Origin of the sequence: Pseudomonas sp. efr-133-TYG-5, from assembly GCF_030209175.1 — a bacterium.
In the GTDB taxonomy this organism is placed as follows: Bacteria; Pseudomonadota; Gammaproteobacteria; order Pseudomonadales; family Pseudomonadaceae; genus Aquipseudomonas.
In genome coordinates, this window is the sequence record NZ_JARVSM010000008.1 from 133,904 (window position 1) to 153,236 (window position 19,333).

General features: G+C 61.4%; 22 protein-coding genes. 8 read left to right on the forward strand and 14 right to left on the reverse strand.

What is annotated here, in order from left to right; genetic code table 11:
• Positions 1–41: 41 nt before the first annotated feature.
• Entirely contained in the window at positions 42–824 is a 783-nt protein-coding gene (locus QRN70_RS24540) for a PhzF family phenazine biosynthesis protein (protein WP_285420468.1), read from the forward strand.
• A gap of 55 nt (positions 825–879) precedes the next feature.
• On the opposite strand, the gene QRN70_RS24545 is transcribed toward QRN70_RS24540, so the two are convergent.
• Both QRN70_RS24545 and argF read right to left on the reverse strand, forming a co-directional pair.
• On the reverse strand, positions 880–1,989 hold the full coding sequence (locus QRN70_RS24545) for an ABC transporter ATP-binding protein (protein WP_285420469.1): 1,110 nt from the start codon (positions 1,987–1,989) through the stop codon (positions 880–882).
• Positions 1,986–2,906, reverse strand: a complete 921-nt coding sequence (gene argF / locus QRN70_RS24550) for an ornithine carbamoyltransferase (RefSeq protein WP_285420470.1) — start codon at positions 2,904–2,906, stop codon at positions 1,986–1,988. The genes QRN70_RS24545 and argF overlap by 4 nt, the downstream gene beginning before the upstream one ends.
• Before the next feature lie 404 nt (positions 2,907–3,310).
• On the opposite strand from argF, the gene plzR reads away from it, so the two are divergent.
• From plzR to grxD, 3 genes are all read left to right on the forward strand, one after another.
• Positions 3,311–3,601, forward strand: coding sequence for a PlzR type 4 pili assembly inhibitor (gene plzR, locus QRN70_RS24555; RefSeq protein ID WP_285420471.1), 291 nt, complete (start codon positions 3,311–3,313; stop codon positions 3,599–3,601).
• A 134-nt stretch (positions 3,602–3,735) separates the two neighbouring features.
• The gene (locus QRN70_RS24560) at positions 3,736–5,841 is read left to right on the forward strand and encodes a molybdopterin oxidoreductase family protein (RefSeq protein ID WP_285420472.1); all 2,106 of its coding nucleotides are present in this window, start codon (positions 3,736–3,738) and stop codon (positions 5,839–5,841) included.
• A gap of 97 nt (positions 5,842–5,938) precedes the next feature.
• Entirely contained in the window at positions 5,939–6,280 is a 342-nt protein-coding gene (gene grxD, locus QRN70_RS24565) for a Grx4 family monothiol glutaredoxin (RefSeq protein ID WP_285420473.1), read from the forward strand.
• A 168-nt stretch (positions 6,281–6,448) separates the two neighbouring features.
• On the opposite strand, the gene bfr is transcribed toward grxD, so the two are convergent.
• Positions 6,449–6,922 (reverse strand): bacterioferritin, encoded by a 474-nt coding sequence (gene bfr, locus QRN70_RS24570; RefSeq protein ID WP_003178701.1) that lies wholly within the window; start codon positions 6,920–6,922, stop codon positions 6,449–6,451.
• 200 nt (positions 6,923–7,122) lie between these two features.
• Positions 7,123–7,341, reverse strand: a complete 219-nt coding sequence (locus QRN70_RS24575; protein ID WP_003227725.1) for a bacterioferritin-associated ferredoxin — start codon at positions 7,339–7,341, stop codon at positions 7,123–7,125.
• 314 nt (positions 7,342–7,655) lie between these two features.
• Here QRN70_RS24575 and QRN70_RS24580 point away from each other — a divergent pair, with 314 nt between their 5' ends.
• On the forward strand, positions 7,656–8,258 hold the full coding sequence (locus QRN70_RS24580) for a peroxiredoxin (RefSeq protein WP_003227723.1): 603 nt from the start codon (positions 7,656–7,658) through the stop codon (positions 8,256–8,258).
• A 74-nt stretch (positions 8,259–8,332) separates the two neighbouring features.
• Here the strand turns inward: QRN70_RS24580 and rnt are convergent, their stop codons facing one another.
• The gene (gene rnt, locus QRN70_RS24585; RefSeq protein WP_003227721.1) at positions 8,333–9,010 is read right to left on the reverse strand and encodes a ribonuclease T; all 678 of its coding nucleotides are present in this window, start codon (positions 9,008–9,010) and stop codon (positions 8,333–8,335) included.
• Positions 9,007–10,053, reverse strand: a complete 1,047-nt coding sequence (gene pyrC, locus QRN70_RS24590) for a dihydroorotase (protein WP_285420474.1) — start codon at positions 10,051–10,053, stop codon at positions 9,007–9,009. Before pyrC ends, rnt begins: the two co-directional genes overlap by 4 nt.
• A gap of 159 nt (positions 10,054–10,212) precedes the next feature.
• On the opposite strand from pyrC, the gene QRN70_RS24595 reads away from it, so the two are divergent.
• On the forward strand, positions 10,213–11,121 hold the full coding sequence (locus QRN70_RS24595; protein WP_285420475.1) for a flagellar protein MotY: 909 nt from the start codon (positions 10,213–10,215) through the stop codon (positions 11,119–11,121).
• Positions 11,122–11,250: 129 nt separating this feature from the next.
• Entirely contained in the window at positions 11,251–12,468 is a 1,218-nt protein-coding gene (locus QRN70_RS24600; protein ID WP_027612065.1) for an argininosuccinate synthase, read from the forward strand.
• A gap of 112 nt (positions 12,469–12,580) precedes the next feature.
• On the opposite strand, the gene QRN70_RS24605 is transcribed toward QRN70_RS24600, so the two are convergent.
• Positions 12,581–13,222 carry a hypothetical protein gene (locus QRN70_RS24605; protein ID WP_285420476.1) on the reverse strand — a complete coding sequence of 214 codons (642 nt, stop codon included), beginning with the start codon at positions 13,220–13,222 and terminating at the stop codon, positions 12,581–12,583.
• A gap of 511 nt (positions 13,223–13,733) precedes the next feature.
• Between QRN70_RS24605 and QRN70_RS24610 the strand changes: the two genes are divergently transcribed.
• Positions 13,734–14,360 (forward strand): response regulator transcription factor, encoded by a 627-nt coding sequence (locus tag QRN70_RS24610; protein WP_217833772.1) that lies wholly within the window; start codon positions 13,734–13,736, stop codon positions 14,358–14,360.
• A gap of 87 nt (positions 14,361–14,447) precedes the next feature.
• Here the strand turns inward: QRN70_RS24610 and QRN70_RS24615 are convergent, their stop codons facing one another.
• The 7 genes from QRN70_RS24615 to QRN70_RS24645 form a co-directional block, all read right to left on the reverse strand.
• Positions 14,448–14,627: a PA3496 family putative envelope integrity protein gene (locus QRN70_RS24615; RefSeq protein ID WP_007953204.1), complete on the reverse strand. Its 180-nt coding sequence runs from the start codon at positions 14,625–14,627 to the stop codon at positions 14,448–14,450.
• A gap of 106 nt (positions 14,628–14,733) precedes the next feature.
• Complete coding sequence (nth, locus tag QRN70_RS24620; RefSeq protein ID WP_285420477.1) at positions 14,734–15,372, reverse strand: endonuclease III; 639 nt, start codon at positions 15,370–15,372, stop codon at positions 14,734–14,736.
• Positions 15,369–15,926, reverse strand: a complete 558-nt coding sequence (locus tag QRN70_RS24625) for an Rnf-Nqr domain containing protein (protein ID WP_285420478.1) — start codon at positions 15,924–15,926, stop codon at positions 15,369–15,371. Before QRN70_RS24625 ends, nth begins: the two co-directional genes overlap by 4 nt.
• A complete protein-coding gene (locus tag QRN70_RS24630) occupies positions 15,923–16,528 on the reverse strand; it encodes an RnfABCDGE type electron transport complex subunit G (protein ID WP_285420479.1) in 606 nt (201 codons plus the stop codon). The genes QRN70_RS24625 and QRN70_RS24630 overlap by 4 nt, the downstream gene beginning before the upstream one ends.
• Entirely contained in the window at positions 16,525–17,508 is a 984-nt protein-coding gene (locus tag QRN70_RS24635) for an RnfABCDGE type electron transport complex subunit D (RefSeq protein WP_285420480.1), read from the reverse strand. The genes QRN70_RS24630 and QRN70_RS24635 overlap by 4 nt, the downstream gene beginning before the upstream one ends.
• A complete protein-coding gene (gene rsxB / locus QRN70_RS24640) occupies positions 17,495–18,709 on the reverse strand; it encodes an electron transport complex subunit RsxB (protein WP_285420481.1) in 1,215 nt (404 codons plus the stop codon). Before rsxB ends, QRN70_RS24635 begins: the two co-directional genes overlap by 14 nt.
• Complete coding sequence (locus QRN70_RS24645) at positions 18,706–19,275, reverse strand: Rnf-Nqr domain containing protein (RefSeq protein WP_285420482.1); 570 nt, start codon at positions 19,273–19,275, stop codon at positions 18,706–18,708. The genes rsxB and QRN70_RS24645 overlap by 4 nt, the downstream gene beginning before the upstream one ends.
• Between the last annotated feature and the right edge of the window lie 58 nt (positions 19,276–19,333).

The following is a 19,333-nucleotide window of genomic DNA, read 5'->3' on the forward strand; positions in this document are numbered from 1 at the left end:
CCGGCGCTGCATGCTCTGCCGACGAATCCAGGGAGATGGTTATGCAGCTCGAATTTCATCAGGTCGACGCTTTCAGTGATCGGCCGTTCAGTGGCAACCCGGCCATGGTTTATCGGCTCGACGCCTGGCTGGCGGATGAGCTGATGCAGAAGATCGCCGCCGAGCACAATCTGGCGGAAACCGCTTTTGTGGTGCGTGAAGGGGCGGCGTGGCATATCCGCTGGTTCACCCCGACCACCGAAGTGCCGCTGTGCGGTCACGCGACGCTGGCCAGTGCCTACGTGCTGTTCGAAATCTATAAGGAAAATGCCGAGCGCCTGGACTTCACCTGCAAGTCCGGACCGCTGAGCGTCAGTCGCGAGGGCGCACGGCTGTGGCTGGATTTCCCGGCCATCGTGCCCTCGGAGATTGGCGTGACCCTGGATGTCGAACGCGCTTTGGGCGTGGAAGCGGTGGATGTACTCGGTTCCAACGAGCTGTTCGTGGTGCTGGAGTCGGAGCAGGCCGTGCTCGATTGCCAGCCGGACATGGTTGCGCTGGCGAAACTGCCGTGGCTCGGCGCCATCGTCACCGCGCGCGGCAACCAGCATGATTTCGTTTCGCGCTACTTCGCGCCAGCAATTGGTATCAACGAAGACCCGGTGACCGGCTCGACCCACTGCAGCCTGATTCCGTACTGGTCGAAACGTCTGGGCAAATCGAGCCTGACCGCTTGCCAGCGTTCGGCACGGGGCGGCGAGTTGTTCTGTCGGCTGGAGGGGGAGCGGGTGAAGATTGGCGGGAATGCGACGCTGGTGGCCAGCGGCACCCTGATCTTGAGCTGAACCCAAAACCAACTGTGGGAGCGAGCCCGCTCCCACAGTTTTGATCCAGGGCGGATCAGAGGGCGGTGCTGTAGCGGCGGACGCCGTTTTCCACTGCCGGGATGTGTGCGGCAGTGCTGCCCGATGCCTGGAACAACACCAGATGTTCAGCCGCTACGCGAATTCCCACCTCCGCACCCACCTGATGGTCGGCGTGGCTCGGGAAGATCGACTCCAGTTGCGCGCCGGTCGGCAGTCGCAGGCGATACAGGGTCGAGGCGCCGAGGAAGGTCTTGCCGACGATCCGCGCTTTCAAGGCGCTGTCCGGGGCGTAGACGATGTCGTCCGGACGCAGCAGCACATCCACCGCACCGCCCACCGGCCAGGTGTAGGCGCGGTTGCCGCGCAATTCACCGAGTTCGGTGTGCACCGACTCCGGGCTGGCGAGCTGGCCGCGAATGAAATAGCCCTGGCCAATGAAGCTGGCGACAAACGGCGTCGCCGGCTCGTGGTAGAGGTTGTAGGGCGTGTCCCATTGCTCCAGCCGGCCTTCCTTGAACACCCCGACATGGTCGCTGACGGCAAAGGCTTCTTCCTGGTCGTGAGTCACCAGAATCGCGCTGGTGCCACGGGCCTTGAGGATGTCGCGCACTTCGTGGCTGAGCTTGCGCCGCAGTTCGCCATCGAGGTTGGAGAACGGTTCGTCGAGCAGCAGCAGTTGCGGCTCCGGCGCCAGGGCGCGGGCGAGGGCGACGCGTTGCTGCTGGCCGCCCGACAACTCGTGGGGGAAGCGCTGGCCGAGATTCTTCAGGTTGACCAGTTCCAGCAGCTCTTCGGTGACGCGCGCCTTGTGCGGATGCTTGCGAATGCCGAAGGCGATGTTGTCCGCGACGCTCAGGTGCGGGAACAGCGCGTAGTCCTGGAACACCATGCCGATCCGGCGTTTCTCCGGGGCCAGGGTGAAACCGGCGCTGGAAATGGTTTCGCCGCCGAGCTGGATTTCCCCTTCGTGCACCGGTTCGAAACCGGCGATGGCGCGCAGGGTGGTGGTCTTGCCGCAACCGGACGAACCGAGCAGGCAGCCGATGTCGCCGGCGTTGAGGTGCAGATTGAGGTTCTGCACCACACGTTGGTCCTGATAGCCGCAAGCGAGGTTGCGCAGGTTAAGCAGTAATGGATGACTCATGCGTGGTGGTACGCGGGTTCGACGAGGAACTCGAGCAGGGCCTTCTGTGCGTGGAGACGGTTTTCTGCCTGATCCCAGGCGACGGAGCGCGGGTCATCAAGCAGGTCGAGACTGATTTCTTCGCCGCGGTGGGCGGGCAGGCAATGCATGAACAGCACGTCCTCGGCAGCGAGGTCGAGCAGGGCGCGATTGACCTGATATGGCGCGAACAGCTGCAGGCGCTTGGCGGTTTCCTCTTCCTGGCCCATGGAGGTCCAGACGTCGGTGCTCACCAGGTGCGCGCCGCGCACGGCGTCCTGCGGGTCGCGGACGATGGTCACGCGATCGCCGGCGCGGGCGACGAATTCAGGGTTCGGCTCGTAGCCTTGCGGGCAGGCGATGCGCAACTGGAAATCGAACTGGATCGCCGCTTCTATATAGCTGTTGCACATGTTGTTGCCGTCGCCGATCCAGGCCACGGTCTTGCCCTGGATCGAGCCACGGTGTTCGAGGAAGGTCTGCATGTCGGCCAGCAGCTGGCACGGGTGCAGGTCGTCGGACAGGCCGTTGATCACCGGCACGCGCGAATTGGCGGCGAATTCGGTCAGTGTGCTGTGGGCAAAGGTACGGATCATCACCGCATCGAGCATGCTCGACATGACGATGGCGCAATCGCCGATCGGCTCGCCACGGCCCAGTTGGGTGTCACGCGGCGACAGAAAGATTGCCTGGCCGCCGAGCTGGATCATGCCCGCCTCGAAGGAGATCCGGGTACGGGTCGAGGACTTCTCGAAGATCATCCCCAGGACACGGTTTTTCAGAGGCTCGAACAGTACGCCGCGGTTACGCAGGTCCTTGAGCTCAACGCCTCGACGGATCACGCTGACCAGCTCTTCGGGCGTGCAATCCATCAGGGAGAGAAAGTGCCTTGCGCTCATCATTGACTACCTTTTTGCTACAAACCGCAGATGCTCAAAGCCTTGTTTAACGGAACAACGGGCGAGACCTGCGGCGTAAGCCGCACGGGGCGACGAAATAGGGGGAGGCGCGATATTGACACTAAATGTCGCGTTTTTCCAATAGGCTGCGCTTTTGGCGTTATTCGCAGGGGCGCCCGGAGGCTGCCGTCACGGATTTTCAGCCAGGATTCAGGGTGGCTGCGGGGCATTTGTACACTGCGCCCGCCGGGCTTGGCAATCAGCCGCGGCGGGGAGGGCGTCGGCCTGGTCGCTTTGCGACCGCCCGGTGGTGCCATCGCTTGGTCGGATGGGCATCCTGAAACATTTGCTAAAGCAAAGTGCTGGGTTATAAATAAGTCACGAGCGACGCAGGAAGCCTCCGCATGGAATCGAAAGAAAAACTGTTAATGGAATTGCTGGGCCACACGGCACGCTCACTGACTCATCTCACCGCCTCGCTCACGTCGATGTCATTCGAGCTGCTGCGCAGTGACGATGACGTGGTCAAGGCAGCCAGTCGGCAGATGATCGATCGCATGGCCACCATCAGCTCCGGGCTCGATGAACATTGGCGCCTGATCGGTGAACTGACCGGCGTGCATGTCGCCCACGAGCAGATCGAAACCATCCAGGAAATCCAGCTGCAGGCGCCGCCGCAGCTGCCGTCGAACTGACCCTGGCGTTCCATCGGCTGGCCTGATGGCCGCCGATTCACAAGACGAACGTCGCTGGCGCCGTCGTGGCCCTCGGGCCATAGTTTTGTTCCCGCAGGCGCTGTTGCCTGCCCAGAACAAGACAGAGACTGGCCATGACCAAGACTCTCCACCACCGTGCCTGCCACCTGTGTGAAGCCATCTGCGGCCTGACCATCGAAACCAGCGAAACCGATGGCGGCGTGCAGATCACCTCGATCAAGGGCGATGCCCAGGACAGTTTCAGTCGCGGGCATATCTGCCCCAAGGCTGTCGCGCTGCAAGACATCCAGAACGATCCGGATCGCCTGCGCCAACCGATGCGCCGGGTCGGCAGCGAGTGGCTGCCCATCGACTGGGAGGACGCGTTCGCGCTGGTGGCCGAGCGGCTGGCGGCGATTCAGGAGCGTCATGGGCAGAACGCGGTCGCGGTGTACCAGGGCAATCCCAGCGTGCACAACTATGGGCTGATGACCCACAGCAATTACTTTCTCGGCCTGCTGAAAACCCGCAATCGCTACTCGGCGACATCGGTCGACCAGTTGCCCCATCACCTGACCAGCCACCTGATGTACGGCCACGGCCTGCTCCTGCCGATCCCCGACATTGATCACACCGACTTCATGCTGATCCTCGGCGGCAATCCGCTGGCGTCCAACGGCAGCATCATGACCGTGCCGGATGTCGAGAAACGCCTGAAGGCGATTCAGGCCCGCGGTGGCAAAGTGGTGGTGGTTGATCCGCGGCGCAGCGAGACGGCGGCAATGGCCGACCAGCACGTGTTCGTCCGCCCGGGCGGCGATGCGGCGCTGCTGTTCGGTCTGCTCAACACGCTGTTCAGCGAAGGCCTGACGCGCGACAGCCATCTGCCGGTGGAAGGCCTGGAAGACGTGCGCGCGGCCGTCGCCGGTTTCACCGCCGAAGCCATGAGCCCGCTGTGCGCGGTGCCCGCCGAGCAGATCCGCCAACTGGCCCGCGACTTCGCGGCCGCGCCAAGTGCGGTGTGCTACGGCCGCATGGGCGTGTCCACCCAGGCGTTCGGGACCCTGTGCCACTGGGTGGTGCAACTGATCAATCTGGTCACCGGCAATCTCGACCGCGTCGGTGGTGCGCTGTGCACCGAACCGGCAGTGGACCTGGTGGCGTCGACCTCGGGCGGGCATTTCAACAAATGGCAGAGCCGGGTGTCCGGGCGTCCGGAATACGGCGGCGAGCTGCCGGTGTCGGCGCTGGCCGAAGAAATGCTCACCGAAGGCGAGGGGCAGATTCGGGCGCTGATCACTGTGGCCGGCAACCCGGTGCTGTCCACGCCCAACGGTCGGCAACTGGAGCAGGCACTGGACGGCCTCGAATTCATGGTCAGCGTCGACCTGTATATCAATGAAACCACGCGCTACGCCGACCTGATCCTGCCGTCGACGTCAGCGCTGGAGAACGATCACTACGACACCACGTTCAACCTGTTCGCGGTACGCAACGTCACTCGCTTCAACCGCGCGATCCTCGCTAAGCCGGAAGGCGCATTGCATGACTGGGAAATCTTCGTCGGCCTGGCCAAGGCGTTTGCACTCAAGACCGGCAAGGAGCTGAAACCGACCCTGCCACCGGCGCAGATGATCGACATGGGCCTGCGCATGGGCCTGTATGGCGATGCCTCGGAGCACAAGCTGTCGCTGGCGACGCTGTTCGACCATCCGCACGGCATCGACCTCGGTGCATTGAAGCCCAACCTGGCGCCGCGCCTGAAGACCGCCAATCGGCAGGTGCAGGCGGCGCCGCCGGCGATCCTGGCTGACCTGGCGCGGTTTGCCGCGTTGCAGGCGCCGGCGGCCGACGAGTTGCTGATGATCGGCCGTCGCCATGTGCGCAGCAATAACTCGTGGATGCACAACTACCATCGGCTGGTGAAGGGCAAGCCGCGGCATCAGTTGCTGATGCACCCCGACGACCTGGCCAGCCGCGGGCTCAATGACGGGCAGTTAGTACGCGTCAGCTCGCGGGTCGGGCAGATCGAAGTCGAAGTGCTGGGCACCCTGGACATGATGAAAGGCGTGGTCAGCCTGCCGCATGGTTGGGGGCACGCGCGCCCGGGGGTGCAGATGACCATCGCCAGCGGGCAACCGGGAGCGAGTGCCAACGACCTGACCGACGAGTGTCAGCTCGATGAGCTGTCGGGCAATGCCGCGCTCAACGGCGTGCCGGTGACGGTTGCGGCGGCTTGAGCAAGTCTGTCGGGGAGACCGAGCAGGGCGCTCGGGATTCCGTTACAATGCGCCACCGTGCCGACCCGTGAGTCGGAAAGTTCAGCCGAGGTGCTCCATGGATATCATCGAAACGATTAAAGAGCAGATTGCCAACAACACCATTCTGCTTTACATGAAAGGCTCGCCGAATGCCCCACAATGTGGCTTCTCCGCGAAAGCTGCGCAGGCTGTGATGGGCTGTGGCGAGAAGTTCGCCTACGTCGACATCCTGCAGAACCCGGAAATCCGTGCCAACCTGCCGAAGTACGCCAACTGGCCGACGTTCCCGCAGCTGTGGGTCGCCGGTGAACTGGTCGGCGGCAGCGACATCATGGCTGAAATGTTCGCCAACGGTGAGCTGCAGACCCTGGTCAAGGAAGCATCCGCCAAGGCTGCTGCGGCCAAGACCGACGCCTGATCCAGGTTTCACTCGGCGCACGCTTGTGCTGCAGGCGCCGAGTGACTCGAGGCTGCGATCTTTCGATCTGCAGCCAATAAAAAGCCCCGCACCTCGAAAGAGGGCGGGGCTTTTTAGTGCGTTGGAAAAGTGATCGCGAGTGGCCGCTGTCGCAGCCTGAACCCGCTCTTACTCTTCGCCCATCTGCGATTGCAGATAGTTCTCCAGGCCGACCTTGTCGATCAGGCCCAGTTGGGTTTCCAGCCAGTCGATGTGTTCTTCTTCGGACTCGAGGATGTCTTCGAGCAGTTCACGGCTGCCGAAGTCGCCAACGCTTTCGCAATGGGCGATCGCGGCCTTGAGGTCGGCGTGCCCGGTACGCTCGATACGCAGATCGCACTCGAGCATTTCCCGGGTGTGCTCACCGATGTGCAGCTTGCCCAGATCCTGCACGTTGGGCAGGCCTTCGAGAAACAGGATGCGCTTGATCAGCTTGTCCGCGTGCTTCATCTCGTCGATGGATTCGTGGTACTCGTGTTTGCCCAGCTTGTTCAGGCCCCAATCTTCATACATGCGCGCATGCAGGAAGTACTGATTGATCGCGACCAGCTCATTGGCAAGGATCTTGTTGAGATGCTGGATGACTGTAATGTCGCCTTTCATGATGGGAGTCCTGCCCTGTAATAGCTGTATATAAGGCGGAGTTTGAGCTGCACTCTTAAGAGTGTCAAACCTAAGTTATTGAATAATAAATGAAATTAAATCTGAATAAGAATGTTTGTGTTCCGCGTCTAGCACCTAAGCAATTGATTTGCGGACATAAAAAAACCGGACATATGTCCGGTTCTTTGAAATAGGGGCAATTACGCGGCAGTAAATTCTACCGGATAAGGGATCGCGGCCTGGGCGGTTTGCAGCTTGGTCAGGGTTTCGCGAACCACTTCCTTGGCCAGGCAGGCACATTTGCCGCATTGGCTGGCAACGCCAGTGGCCTGACGAACTTCTTTATAGCTGCAGCAACCTTCATAGATCGCTTCGCGGATCTGTCCGTCGGTGACGCCAGTGCAGAGGCAAACATACATAAGTAATAACCGTCGCTGGTTGTGACTCAATTGCGATGGATCTTAATGCTAACGAGAATGATTGTCAAAGTGCTTTCGGAGCGCTTTGCATCCGAAACACGGGTGACTGACGAACGGTGGTGGGTGGCCATTTGCTTGGCCCTGTAAATGCAGCGCGATGACCTGCTGTGGATAAAAAACCGTTAAGGACAGGCCAAACACGCAGTGTATGATGGTCGGCCCTTGCGAAGAGGGATCGTGTCACAGGGCTGTCGCTTGAGGGTGGCAGGCTGGCGCGAACCCTGAACTTCAAGTTTTTACACCAGGAGATATCAATGAGCGTACTCGTAGGCAAACAAGCCCCTGACTTCACCGTCCCGGCCGTACTCGGCAATGGCGAGATCGTTGACAGCTTCACCCTGTCCTCGGCCATCAAAGGCAAATACGGCCTGGTGTTCTTCTACCCACTGGACTTCACCTTCGTCTGCCCGTCCGAGCTGATCGCTCTGGACAACCGCATGGCCGACTTCAAGGCGCGCAACGTCGAAGTGATCGCGGTGTCGATCGACTCGCACTTCACCCACAACGCCTGGCGCAACACCCCGGTCAACAATGGCGGCATCGGCCAGGTGAAATACACCATGGCTGCCGACATGAAGCACGACATCGCCAAGGCCTACGACGTTGAGTCCGAAGGCGGCGTGGCTTTCCGTGGCGCGTTCCTGATCGACGACAAAGGCGTTGTCCGTTCGCAGATCATCAACGACCTGCCGCTGGGCCGTAACATGGAAGAGCTGATCCGTCTGGTCGACGCCCTGCAATTCCACGAAGAGCACGGCGAAGTCTGCCCTGCCAACTGGAAAAAAGGCGACAAAGGCATGAACGCTTCGCCAGAAGGCGTTGCGGCCTACCTGACTGAGAACGCTGCTGCCCTGTAAGGCGCACCGTCGAGGTACAAAAAAACCGGCCCACGTGGCCGGTTTTTTCATGCGCGGGATGTATTCGCCGAGAATCAGTCGTCGAAGTCTTCCCAGCCGCCCATCTGCTTCCAGCGATTGACGATGCCGCAGAACAGCTCGGCGGTCTTCTCGGTGTCGTAACGCGCCGAATGCGCCTCACGCCCGTCGAAGTCGATGTCGGCGGCCTGACAGGCCTTGGCCAGTACGGTTTGCCCGTAAGCCAGACCCGCCAGTGTCGCGGTGTCGAAGCTGGAGAACGGGTGGAACGGGTTGCGCTTCATGTCCAGCCGCGCGACGGCGGCGTTGAGGAAGCCGAGGTCGAAGCTGCTGTTGTGGCCGACCAGGATCGCCCGCTTGCAGCCATTGGCCTTCAATGCCTTACGCACGCCACGGAAGATGTCGGTCAGCGCCGTCTCTTCGCTGACGGCCATGCGCAGCGGGTGATCGAGCTTGATCCCGGTGAATTCCAGCGCGGCGGCTTCAATGTTGGCGCCTTCGAACGGCTCGACCCGGAAGAAGTAGGTGTGATCGGGGTAGACGAAACCCTTTTCATCCATGGCGATGGTGGTCGCGGCAATCTCCAGCAATGCGTCGGTGGCCGAGTTGAAGCCACCGGTTTCTACGTCGACGACGACCGGCAGGTATCCGCGAAAGCGTGCTGCCATCGGGTGACGGGAACCGCCGCCACCACCTTGACCGTCCAGTTCATCGTCGAAATGGTCTTCACTCACGCGTGTTCCTCCAGCAGGCGCCAGCGCAGTTTTTCACCGGCGCGCAGCGGGATAACGGTCAGCTCGCCGAATGGCAGGCTGGTCGGGGCAGTCCATTCTTCACGCACCAGGGTGATGCGATCGGTGTTCGCCGGCAGGCCGTAGAAGCGCGGGCCGTTGAGGCTGGCGAAGGCTTCGAGCTTGTCCAGCGCGTTGCGTTGTTCGAACGCTTCGGCGTACAGCTCGATGGCGGCATACGCGGTGTAGCAACCGGCACAGCCGCAGGCGGCTTCCTTGGCGTGCTGGGCATGCGGCGCCGAGTCGGTGCCGAGGAAGAACTTCGCGCTGCCACTGGTGGCGGCGTCGAGCAGGGCTTCCTGATGCGTGTTGCGCTTGAGGATCGGCAGGCAATAGAAGTGCGGCCGGATCCCGCCCACCAGCATGTGGTTGCGGTTGTACAGCAGGTGATGCGCGGTGATGGTCGCGCCGACGTTGGCCGAAGCCTCGTTGACGAACTGCACGGCATCGCCGGTGGTGATGTGTTCGAACACCACTTTGAGCGTCGGGAAACGCTCGACCACGCGGCGCATGTGCTCATCGATGAAGATTTTCTCGCGATCGAACACATCGACATCGCCACGGGTGACTTCACCGTGGATCAGCAGCGGCATGCCGACTTCGGCCATGGCCTCCAGCGCCGGGAAGATCTTGTCGATGCTGGTGACCCCGGAATCGGAGTTGGTGGTCGCGCCGGCCGGGTACAGCTTGGCCGCATGGACGAAACCGCTGGCCTTGGCCTGGCGGATTTCTTCGGGCTGGGTGCGGTCGGTGAGGTACAGCACCATCAACGGCTCGAAACCACTGCCGGCCGGGCGGGCAGCGAGAATCCGCTGGCGATAGCCGTCGGCTTCAGCGGCGTTGCGCACCGGCGGTACCAGGTTGGGCATGATGATGGCGCGACCAAAGGTGCGCGCGACATCCGCAACGGTATTGGTCAACACGGCACCATCGCGAAGATGAATGTGCCAGTCGTCGGGACGCAGCAGGGTCAGGCGGTCGGACATGAGGGGATTCCAGGCGGGTCAAACTGAGGCGAATGCTACCGGAAAAGACTCTTGCAGGCACTCGCTATCAAGTTTTGCGACGAGCGTCCGATATCCACTAGGTATGCCGTAAACATGTATGTATCGGTCTTTTTGTTGTAGAAGCCAATGGAGCCTCCCGTGCGCCAGCGTTATTTAGCCTTGCTCAGTGTGTTTGCCAGCCTCCCGGCGATGGCGCTGACCTACCAGACCCGTCTGGAGAACATTGAGTGGACGGTCGAGGGCGACAAGTTCGAATGCCGCCTGACGCAGCCGATCACCGATTTCGGCTCGGGCCAGTTCGTGCGCAAGGCCGGCGAGCAGGCGATCTTCCGCCTCAACGCCTACAACGCGATGCTCGGCGGCGGTTCGGCGACGTTGCTCGCGGCGGCGGCGCCATGGCAGCCGGGGCGCAACGACATCAACCTGGGCAGCGTCAGGATCGGTACCGGCAACGTGCTGTTCAACAGCTCACAATCGCAGGCCGGCGGATTGATCAGCGGGCTGCTTGATGGTCGCAGTCCGGTGGTGCGCCGTGCGTCTGGCGATGGTCGGGTGTCGGAAGTGCGCCTGTTGCCGGTCAAGTTCAGCAAGGCGTTCAACGACTATCAGACCTGCGTGGCGAAACTGCTGCCGCAGAATTTCGACCAGGTGAAACAATCGCAGATCGGCTTCCCCGGCGAAGGCATCGAACTGGATGCCGCCGCTCGTGCCAAGCTGCAAGTGATGCTCGAATACATGAAGGCTGATCCGTCGGTCAATCACATCGAGCTCGACGGCCATTCCGACAACAGCGGCAACCGCCTGACCAACCGCGAGCTGTCGCGCCGGCGCGCGCTGGCCGTGGTCGACTTCTTCAAGGCCAACGGCATCCAGGAATCGCAGATCACCGTGCGTTTCCACGGTGAGCGCTACCCCCTGGTGCCGAATACCAATGCCGCCAACCGGGCGAAGAACCGCCGGGTCAATGTGCACCTGACGCGTGTGGCACCGACCAGCGTTCTCGCGCCCCAGGCCAGCACGCCCGCCAGCACTGCGGCGACTTCCTGACCCGGCGGTCATCGTCGCGCTCTCGACAGATTCTGTCGCTTTGTCGTCTTAAGCTGTCGCGCCTCTGTAAATTATCGCGTTTGGGCGGTAGACTCCTCGGCTTTCCGTAGAACCCCGTGGAGTGATGGCATGGCGGACGTAAACAAGGTCGTTCTGGCGTATTCCGGCGGCCTGGACACTTCGGTGATCCTCAAGTGGCTGCAGGATACTTATAACTGTGAAGTGGTGACCTTCACCGCTGACCTGGGTCAGGGCGAAGAGGTCGAGCCGGCTCGCGCCAAGGCTCAGGCCATGGGCGTCAAAGAAATCTACATCGATGACCTGCGCGAAGAATTCGTCCGTGACTTCGTGTTCCCGATGTTCCGCGCCAACACCGTTTACGAAGGCGAGTACCTGCTGGGTACTTCCATCGCACGTCCGCTGATCGCCAAGCGCCTGATCGAAATCGCCAACGAAACCGGCGCCGACGCCATTTCCCATGGCGCCACCGGCAAGGGCAACGACCAGGTGCGTTTCGAACTGGGTGCCTACGCACTCAAGCCAGGCGTGAAAGTGATTGCCCCTTGGCGCGAGTGGGACCTGCTGTCCCGCGAGAAGCTGATGGACTACGCCGAGAAGCACGCGATCCCGATCGAGCGTCACGGCAAGAAAAAATCCCCGTACTCGATGGATGCCAACCTGCTGCACATCTCCTATGAAGGCGGCGTGCTGGAAGACACCTGGACCGAGCACGAAGAAGACATGTGGCGCTGGACCGTCTCCCCGGAGAAGGCTCCCGACACCCCGCAATACCTGGAACTGACCTACCGCAACGGCGACATCGTTGCGCTGGACGGCGTCGAAATGACCCCGGCCACCGTGCTGGCGACGCTGAACAAGATCGGCGGCGCCCACGGTATCGGCCGTCTCGACATCGTGGAAAACCGCTATGTCGGCATGAAGTCCCGTGGCTGCTACGAAACCCCGGGCGGCACCATCATGCTGCGCGCGCACCGCGCGATCGAATCGATCACCCTGGACCGCGAAGTCGCTCACCTCAAAGACGAGCTGATGCCCAAGTACGCCAGCCTGATCTACACCGGCTACTGGTGGAGCCCTGAGCGTTTGATGCTGCAACAGATGATCGACGCTTCCCAGGTCAACGTGAACGGTGTGGTGCGCCTGAAGTTGTACAAGGGCAACGTCATCGTCACCGGCCGCAAGTCCGACGACTCGCTGTTCGACGCCAACATCGCGACCTTCGAAGAAGACGGCGGCGCCTACAACCAGGCCGACGCGGCGGGCTTCATCAAGCTCAACGCGCTGCGCATGCGCATTGCTGCCAACAAGGGCCGCAAGCTGTTCTGATGCTGCGAGGCGGTAAATGAGAAGGGCGGTCATGTTTCGCACATGACCGCCCTTTTTTTTGCAAAAACCTTCGTCTGCCCGGTGGCTGTCGGCCGAGTTTGCCGGGCCCGGGTCAGAGTCTTCCGGCGACGGTCAAGCCATGTGAGCTTGCGTTATAGACAATGCAGAAGGTGCTGCCGGTATGTTTCTTCGCCTGCCGGGTGCGGTGTAACAGCCTTTCCCTGAGTAAAGGATCGGAGCGCTGACTGGTCAGCAGTACGATCATTCGGGAATACTGCCGCTCGGCCTGGCGGATATTGTCGAGCACCATGGCGATGCCGGCTTCTGTTTCCATTTGCCGCACATCGACTATCTGCAGGCTGCGCACGGACTCGGGCAAATGAACGTCGTGCTCGATCAGCAGGTTGCTGGCGCCCGGCCTGTTGTCGGGTGGATCCGTCGTGGTGTGGGGACGCTGAGTACTTCTGCTCGCGGGCGTTTCTTCAACTTTCAAATGGGCCAGGTCGCCCGCCTTCAGGAAGTTCTTGTCCTTTTCGAAGTCCGAGGGCGAATAAAGTGAACGGTAGTTGAAGTTGAGCGTAACAAAGAACAGCAACAACAGATAAAACGGAAAGCCGATCAGGAACCACACGTATATTTCACGCTCCTTGTTTTCCAGAAAGGGCAGGGATACTGCAGCGGAGGTTTCCGAGATGGCGGCAAATATGGCAATGACCGTCATCGGATTGGTGATTTTCTTTTTGATCTTCAGCATGGGCAGCTCTCATCAATACAGGTTCTCTCATGGAATGTTCGTGGGGTTCGGAAACAGGGCAGGCTGTGCGCCTCTTGTTTAATTGGCTGGGCGGCTTTTTTTTCAGTGTTTATAGTAAACATCACTCTTTTAACAGCGCGGTGTTGTTTCATAAGTTTGTCGTGGACGAGAAGTCCGCTCGGGACAAGTCTGTAAGGCGTTGGTGCCGTAGCGCAGGCTGGGTTAAACACATTCATGATTGCATTGATAAGGACATTTCCGACGCGGGAGGACGCCGAAGGCCGGTGCTTTTCCATCTCCGAGTGTTGAAAAACGTCTTTTAGATCCGCTGTTTGATCAGGGTGAATGCGTTGCGCGCGTACATAGGCGCGATTTTTTGTAGGAATAATCTTTGTTGGCTGTAGGGAATGTCTCTTGGTGCAAGTCGACAGGAACTCCGGCATGCCATGGGTGAAATGACTACGTTATTGTGCTGGCTCTAAAAATTCGAACAGCGAAACTGGACTTGCCCATGAATAAAGTGCTGATCGTGGATGATCACCCCGTCATTCGTCTTGCGGTACGTATGCTGATGGAGCGTCATGGCTACGAAGTCATTGCAGAAACCGATAATGGAGTGGACGCCTTACAACTTGCCCGTGAACAAATGCCGGACATTGTCATTCTGGATATCGGAATTCCCAAACTTGATGGTCTTGAAGTTATTGCACGATTGACCACGACGGCAATGCCGTTGAAAGTTCTGGTGTTGACGTCCCAGGCACCGGGGCATTTTTCCATGCGCTGCATGCAGTCGGGGGCCGCGGGTTATGTCTGCAAGCAACAGGACCTGACCGAGTTGCTCAGTGCGATCAAGGCGGTTTTGTCGGGCTACAGCTATTTCCCCAACCAGGCCTTGCATACGGTGCGTACCAGTCTGGGCAATGCCAGCGAAGCGGACATGGTCGATCGCCTCTCCGGGCGGGAAATGATGGTGCTGCAGCAACTGGCGCGCGGCAAGACCAACAAGGAAATTGCCGATGGCATGTTTCTCAGCAATAAAACCGTGAGCACCTACAAGACCCGGTTGTTATTGAAGCTCAATGCCCGTTCGCTGGTGGATCTGATCGAACTGGCGCAACGCAATGGACTGGTCTGAGGGGGAACAACCGCCGCTCGTACCAGCCGGGCTCATTCAACCGGCATTGGAAAGTTAAAAGCCTCCGGTTCAGGAGGCTTTTAAATATCACAGATCAAAATCGTAATCGGCCAATTGCTTTTGCAGTCGGCGCTCTTCTAACAGGTTATCGATGGTGCGGCGTTTGCTCAGGTTGGTCTTGGCGACTTCGACCACCGGTTCTGCGTCATCGGCCTCCGTGGCGATAAAGTCGTCATCCGCTTCCAATTGCTCTTTGCTGGTACTCATAAGTCAACTCCAGGCTGAGACTGCCTTTGGCGCTCCTTATATCGATATTCCAGCGGCGGGTAAAAAAGATTTTTTCAATCGAACATTCAATAAACTTAATAGCCGGTCAATCGTCCGAGGTTTTGTGTTTGTACTCGCACAAGTCCTCGATCCGACAGCTGCCGCACCGCGGCTTGCGCGCCAGGCACACATAACGCCCGTGCAGAATCAGCCAGTGGTGGGAATCGAGCAGATATTCCCTGGGCACGAATTTCATCAGTTTCTTTTCTACTTCGACAACGTTCTTGCCCGGGGCAATGCCGGTGCGATTGCTGACCCGGAAAATATGCGTGTCGACCGCCATGGTCAGTTGCCGGAACGCCGTATTGAGCACCACGTTGGCCGTCTTGCGCCCGACGCCGGGCAGCGCTTCGAGTTCTTCGCGGGTCTGCGGCACTTCGCCGTTGTGGCGTTCGACCAGCAGGCGGCAGGTCTCGATCACGTTTTTCGCCTTGCTGTTATACAGGCCGATGGTCTTGATGTATTCCGACAGGCCCTCGACCCCCAGCGCATGAATCGCCGCCGGCGTATTGGCCACCGGGTACAGTTTCGCCGTGGCCTTGTTCACGCCAACGTCAGTCGATTGCGCCGAAAGAATCACCGCGATCAGCAGTTCGAATGGCGAGGAATAGGCCAGTTCGGTCTTCGGTTCCGGGTTGTCTTCATGCAGTCGGCGGAAAATTTCCAGGCGTTTTGCAGCATTCATGGGTGATGCGATTCCTTTGCTGAAGCGGTAGGGCGGGTCCAGGCCTGGTGGGCCGCGAGCAGTAGACCGAGGAGGATAAACGCCCCCGGCACCAGCGTCGCCAGTGTCAGGCCTTTGCTGAACACGATCAGGCCGCCGATGCTGCCGTGTCCGATCAGCTCGCGCAACAACGCCAGCGCCAGCAGCAACCCGGCAAACAACGCACAAAGCTTCAGGGCGGCGGTGCGCGGTTGGCGATAGAAACCATGGTGTTCCAGCACCACGCATTGCAGGGCGAGCAACCCGCTGTAGAGCGCGATTGTCTGCTGCCATGGCAGCGCCCAGCGCTGCAGGAGGAGGTCGAAACAATTAGCCAGCGTAGCCGCCAGCACCAGGCTGGCCAGCAACAGCGCCTGCGCCGTCAGACGTGGGCGCAATGGCCGCATGCACACGGCATAGGCGCCGATCACCGCAACAAACATCAGCAGCGTCAGCAGCGCAGCGTGCAGCGATTGCGTGGCGCCCAGGAGCAGGACCAGCATCAGTGAGTTGGCCAGCGTCGCCGTGGTTTTCATGTGCCGCCCCCCAGGAGTGCCGACCGTTGCTCGTCGAAGTAGCGCAGCGCATCGTGGAGGGCGTTGATCGCTGCCCGCGACGTGATCGTGGCACCGGCCATCTGGTCGAATTGTCCCTGATCCTTTTTCAACGCCCAGCCTGCGTCTGCGGGTTCACTGCGCGATTTGCCGGAAAACCCCTGCAGCCAGCCATTCGGCCAGTCCGCGATGTGCCCGCCAAGCGCCGGGGTTTCGCTCTGGGCGAGCGTCTTTACCCCGAGCAGACGGCCGCTGGCATCGATGGCGATCAACAATTCGATGCTGCCGGCATAGCCCGGGGTCTGGCTGCGCAGCAGCACCGCGACAGGCTGGCCATGGCGGGTCGCCCGATAGCCGCCGAGCAGTTTGCTGTGCGCGAGATCGACCGCATTCAGTGCCAGTGGCTGCTGCAGCGGTTGATTGTCATAGCTGTCGGGCGGTAGCACATCGAGCAGTTTGCGACTGTCGATCAGCTGCTGTTCGGTGGCGATCTGCGGCGCGCTGGCATGCTCCACCAGCCAGGTCATGCCGATGCCGGCAACGGCCAGCAACGCCACGCTGATCAGGCTGGCGGAGCGATTCATGGGTTCACCGGTGCCTGGCGGCGATTGGCCAGGCGTTCCAGCGCGGGGACGCACAGGTTCATCAACAGCACCGCGAACGCCACGCCGTCGGGATAACCGCCCCAGGTACGGATCAGATAAGTCAGACCGCCCACGCCGACCCCGAACAGCAGGCGTGCCAGCGCACTTTTCGCTCCGGACACCGGTTCGGTGACGATGAAGAAGGCGCCCAGCATGGTCGCCCCGCTCAGCAGATGAAACAGCGGCGAACCGTGGGAATCGGAGCCCGAACCGTTCCAGCACAGCAGGCTGATGACGAACAGGCTGGCCAGCATGCCGACCGGGGCGTGCCAGGCAATCACCCGCCGTTGCAGCAACCACAGGCCACCGGCGAGGAATCCGAGGTTGACCCATTCCATGGCATGCGCGCCGAAACGCCCGAACGCCGGGTTGCCGGCAAACAATTCGTCGATGGTCAGACTTTTATTGATGCGCAGACTGTCCAGCGCCGTAGCCTGCACCCAGGCGTCCGGCGCCTGCCCTGCCGCGAACACCTGTTGCACGGCGGCGGAAAACCCCATGCCCTGCGCCGGCCACTGCGTCATCGGCTGCGGGAACAGCACGATCGCCAGTGCCAGGCCGAGCATCGCCGGGTTGAACGGGTTTTTGCCAACGCCGCCGTAAAGATGCTTGCCGAACAGCAAGCCCGCGGCAATCGCCACCATCGGCAGCCACCATGGGCAATAGGGTGGCAGGGCGATGGTCAGCAGCGTGGCGCTGACCAGCGCGCTGCCGTCGCTCAGCGTCGCCTGCACCGGTTGGCGGCGCAGACGAATGACGGCGGCCTCCAGGGTCAGTGCGCTCAGCACGGCCAGCAGCCAATTGAACAACACCCCCCAACCATAAAACCACACCAGCGCCAGCAGCCCCGGCAGCGTCGCCAGCAGGACTTGCTGCATGGCCTGTTGCAGGCGCTCGTCGCGGATTTCAGGGGCTGACATGGGCTTGTACCTGGCGCTCGGCTTCCTGCAGGCGGGTGCGGGCCCGGTCGAGGTCGACGCTTGAGCTGTCGGCGCGCCGTTGCAGCTTGCTCAGCTCGGCGCGGGCGTAGGCCAGTTCGGTTTTCAGCTGCCGCAGGCGCGCGTCAATCGGGCGTTTTTCCACGCGGACCAGCTCGGGCGCCGGCTGCGCGCTGGCGCCTTCCGCCGCGTGCAGCGCTTGTTCGGCCTCGCGCAGGGCCTGCTCGAGGGGCGCCAACTGCTCTGGGGCTGCCTCGGCGGCCTGCGCCTTTTTCAACTCGGCGCGGCGCATCGCCAACTGGATCTTGGCCCGTTTCAGCTCGGCGTCTTTTGCCGCCGGCGCGACTACGGGGGCGGGCGCGACCTGGCTTTCCAGTTGCGCCAGCGCCTGTTCGGCGGCTTCGAATTGCTGTTGCAGCACCATCAGTTGCGCCTGCTGTTCGAACGTCGGCGGATGACCGAAGGCTTTCAGCGATTTGTGCAATTGAGCGCGACTCATGGCGACATCGATCTTGGCTTTTTTCAGCGCGGCGTCGGCGGTCGCGGCCTTCTGCGCGCGCACGCGTTGCAGTGCCGCTTGCACCGGGTCGAGCGGGACGTCCGCGACAGTCACCTGGGCCGCACGCTGGGCCCGGGCCTCGCGTTCGGCCTGCTTGTGCTGTTCCTCGCGTTGCAGACGGGCGTTGCGGCGTTCGAAACGCTGCCGGGCATGGTTGCGTTTGGCCGCACGGGCCTGGTGCTCGGCGAGGCTGTGGGTCATGCCGCCGACCACCGGCAGCGTGCCGGGTGGCAGCGGGCGCATTTCGATGCAGTCCACCGGGCAGGGTGCCACGCACAAATCGCAACCGGTGCATTCGTCGATCAGTACGGTGTGCATCAGTTTCGCCGCACCGACGATGGCATCGATCGGGCAGGCCTGGATGCACTTGGTGCAACCGATGCACTCGGCTTCGCGGATGAAGGCCACCTGCGGCGGCGCTGGACCGCGACTGACGTCCAGTTCGAGCACCGGGATTTTCAGCAGCTCGGCCAGCGCGGCAATGGTTTCGTCACCCCCCGGCGGACACTTGTTGATCGGCTCCCCGGCGGCAATTCCCTCGGCGTACGGCTTGCACCCGGGATGGCCGCACTTGCCGCATTGGGTCTGCGGCAGCAGCGCGTCGATACGTTGAATCAGACTCATGTTTTGATCAGTCCACTGAAGCCGAGGAAAGCCACGGCCAGCAATCCGGCGCCGATCAGCTGGATCGGCAGGCCACGAAAGGGCTGCGGGATATCGTTGTCGGCGGTGCGCTCGCACAAGTCGCTGAACAGGCTCAGCACCAGCCAGAAGCCCAGGCCGGCGCCAAGGCTCAGTGCCGTCACCTGCGCCAGGCTGTTGTCCGCCTGCGCGGTGAGCAACGCCAGTCCCAGCACGCCGGCGTTGCCCAGCAGCAGCGGCCACAAGCCGTCGAACGGCCAGGCGGGCAGGCAGCGCGCCAGCAACCGCAGCAAAGGTGCAATCAGCAACACGCTGAGCGGCAGCCACACAAACAGGCGCAGCGCCTGCAACTGCAGCGGCACCAGCAGCCATTGCCACAACGCATGAGCGAGCACGCCGACGCCCAGCATCAGGCACACCGTCGCCAGGCCCAGTGCATGCACCTGGCGCCGTTCGCCGGCCAGCAGCGGATCGACAGCCAGCGGCCAGTGCAACACGAAGTTGTTGATCAGCGCAGCACTGAAGAGCGTTAGCACAAGTTCGGTCATGGTTCTGCCGGCAGGAACGGGCGTCGGTCACTTAAGGTTAGGCATTATCCGGCAGGCG

Bases quoted from the DNA above. Each gene is read 5' to 3' on its own strand.
- QRN70_RS24645 (WP_285420482.1), bottom strand. From the start codon at position 19,275: ATGACCGAACTTGTGCTAACGCTCTTCAGTGCTGCGCTGATCAACAAC.
- QRN70_RS24560 (WP_285420472.1), top strand. From the start codon at position 3,736: ATGACCAAGACTCTCCACCACCGTGCCTGCCACCTGTGTGAAGCCATC.
- rsxB (WP_285420481.1), bottom strand. From the start codon at position 18,709: ATGAGTCTGATTCAACGTATCGACGCGCTGCTGCCGCAGACCCAATGC.
- QRN70_RS24600 (WP_027612065.1), top strand. From the start codon at position 11,251: ATGGCGGACGTAAACAAGGTCGTTCTGGCGTATTCCGGCGGCCTGGAC.
- QRN70_RS24625 (WP_285420478.1), bottom strand. From the start codon at position 15,926: ATGAAAACCACGGCGACGCTGGCCAACTCACTGATGCTGGTCCTGCTC.
- nth (WP_285420477.1), bottom strand. From the start codon at position 15,372: ATGAATGCTGCAAAACGCCTGGAAATTTTCCGCCGACTGCATGAAGAC.
- QRN70_RS24615 (WP_007953204.1), bottom strand. From the start codon at position 14,627: ATGAGTACCAGCAAAGAGCAATTGGAAGCGGATGACGACTTTATCGCC.
- argF (WP_285420470.1), bottom strand. From the start codon at position 2,906: ATGAGCGCAAGGCACTTTCTCTCCCTGATGGATTGCACGCCCGAAGAG.
- QRN70_RS24575 (WP_003227725.1), bottom strand. From the start codon at position 7,341: ATGTATGTTTGCCTCTGCACTGGCGTCACCGACGGACAGATCCGCGAA.
- QRN70_RS24635 (WP_285420480.1), bottom strand. From the start codon at position 17,508: ATGTCAGCCCCTGAAATCCGCGACGAGCGCCTGCAACAGGCCATGCAG.
- bfr (WP_003178701.1), bottom strand. From the start codon at position 6,922: ATGAAAGGCGACATTACAGTCATCCAGCATCTCAACAAGATCCTTGCC.
- grxD (WP_285420473.1), top strand. From the start codon at position 5,939: ATGGATATCATCGAAACGATTAAAGAGCAGATTGCCAACAACACCATT.
- QRN70_RS24610 (WP_217833772.1), top strand. From the start codon at position 13,734: ATGAATAAAGTGCTGATCGTGGATGATCACCCCGTCATTCGTCTTGCG.
- pyrC (WP_285420474.1), bottom strand. From the start codon at position 10,053: ATGTCCGACCGCCTGACCCTGCTGCGTCCCGACGACTGGCACATTCAT.
- plzR (WP_285420471.1), top strand. From the start codon at position 3,311: ATGGAATCGAAAGAAAAACTGTTAATGGAATTGCTGGGCCACACGGCA.
- QRN70_RS24580 (WP_003227723.1), top strand. From the start codon at position 7,656: ATGAGCGTACTCGTAGGCAAACAAGCCCCTGACTTCACCGTCCCGGCC.
- QRN70_RS24605 (WP_285420476.1), bottom strand. From the start codon at position 13,222: ATGCTGAAGATCAAAAAGAAAATCACCAATCCGATGACGGTCATTGCC.
- QRN70_RS24545 (WP_285420469.1), bottom strand. From the start codon at position 1,989: ATGAGTCATCCATTACTGCTTAACCTGCGCAACCTCGCTTGCGGCTAT.
- QRN70_RS24630 (WP_285420479.1), bottom strand. From the start codon at position 16,528: ATGAATCGCTCCGCCAGCCTGATCAGCGTGGCGTTGCTGGCCGTTGCC.
- QRN70_RS24540 (WP_285420468.1), top strand. From the start codon at position 42: ATGCAGCTCGAATTTCATCAGGTCGACGCTTTCAGTGATCGGCCGTTC.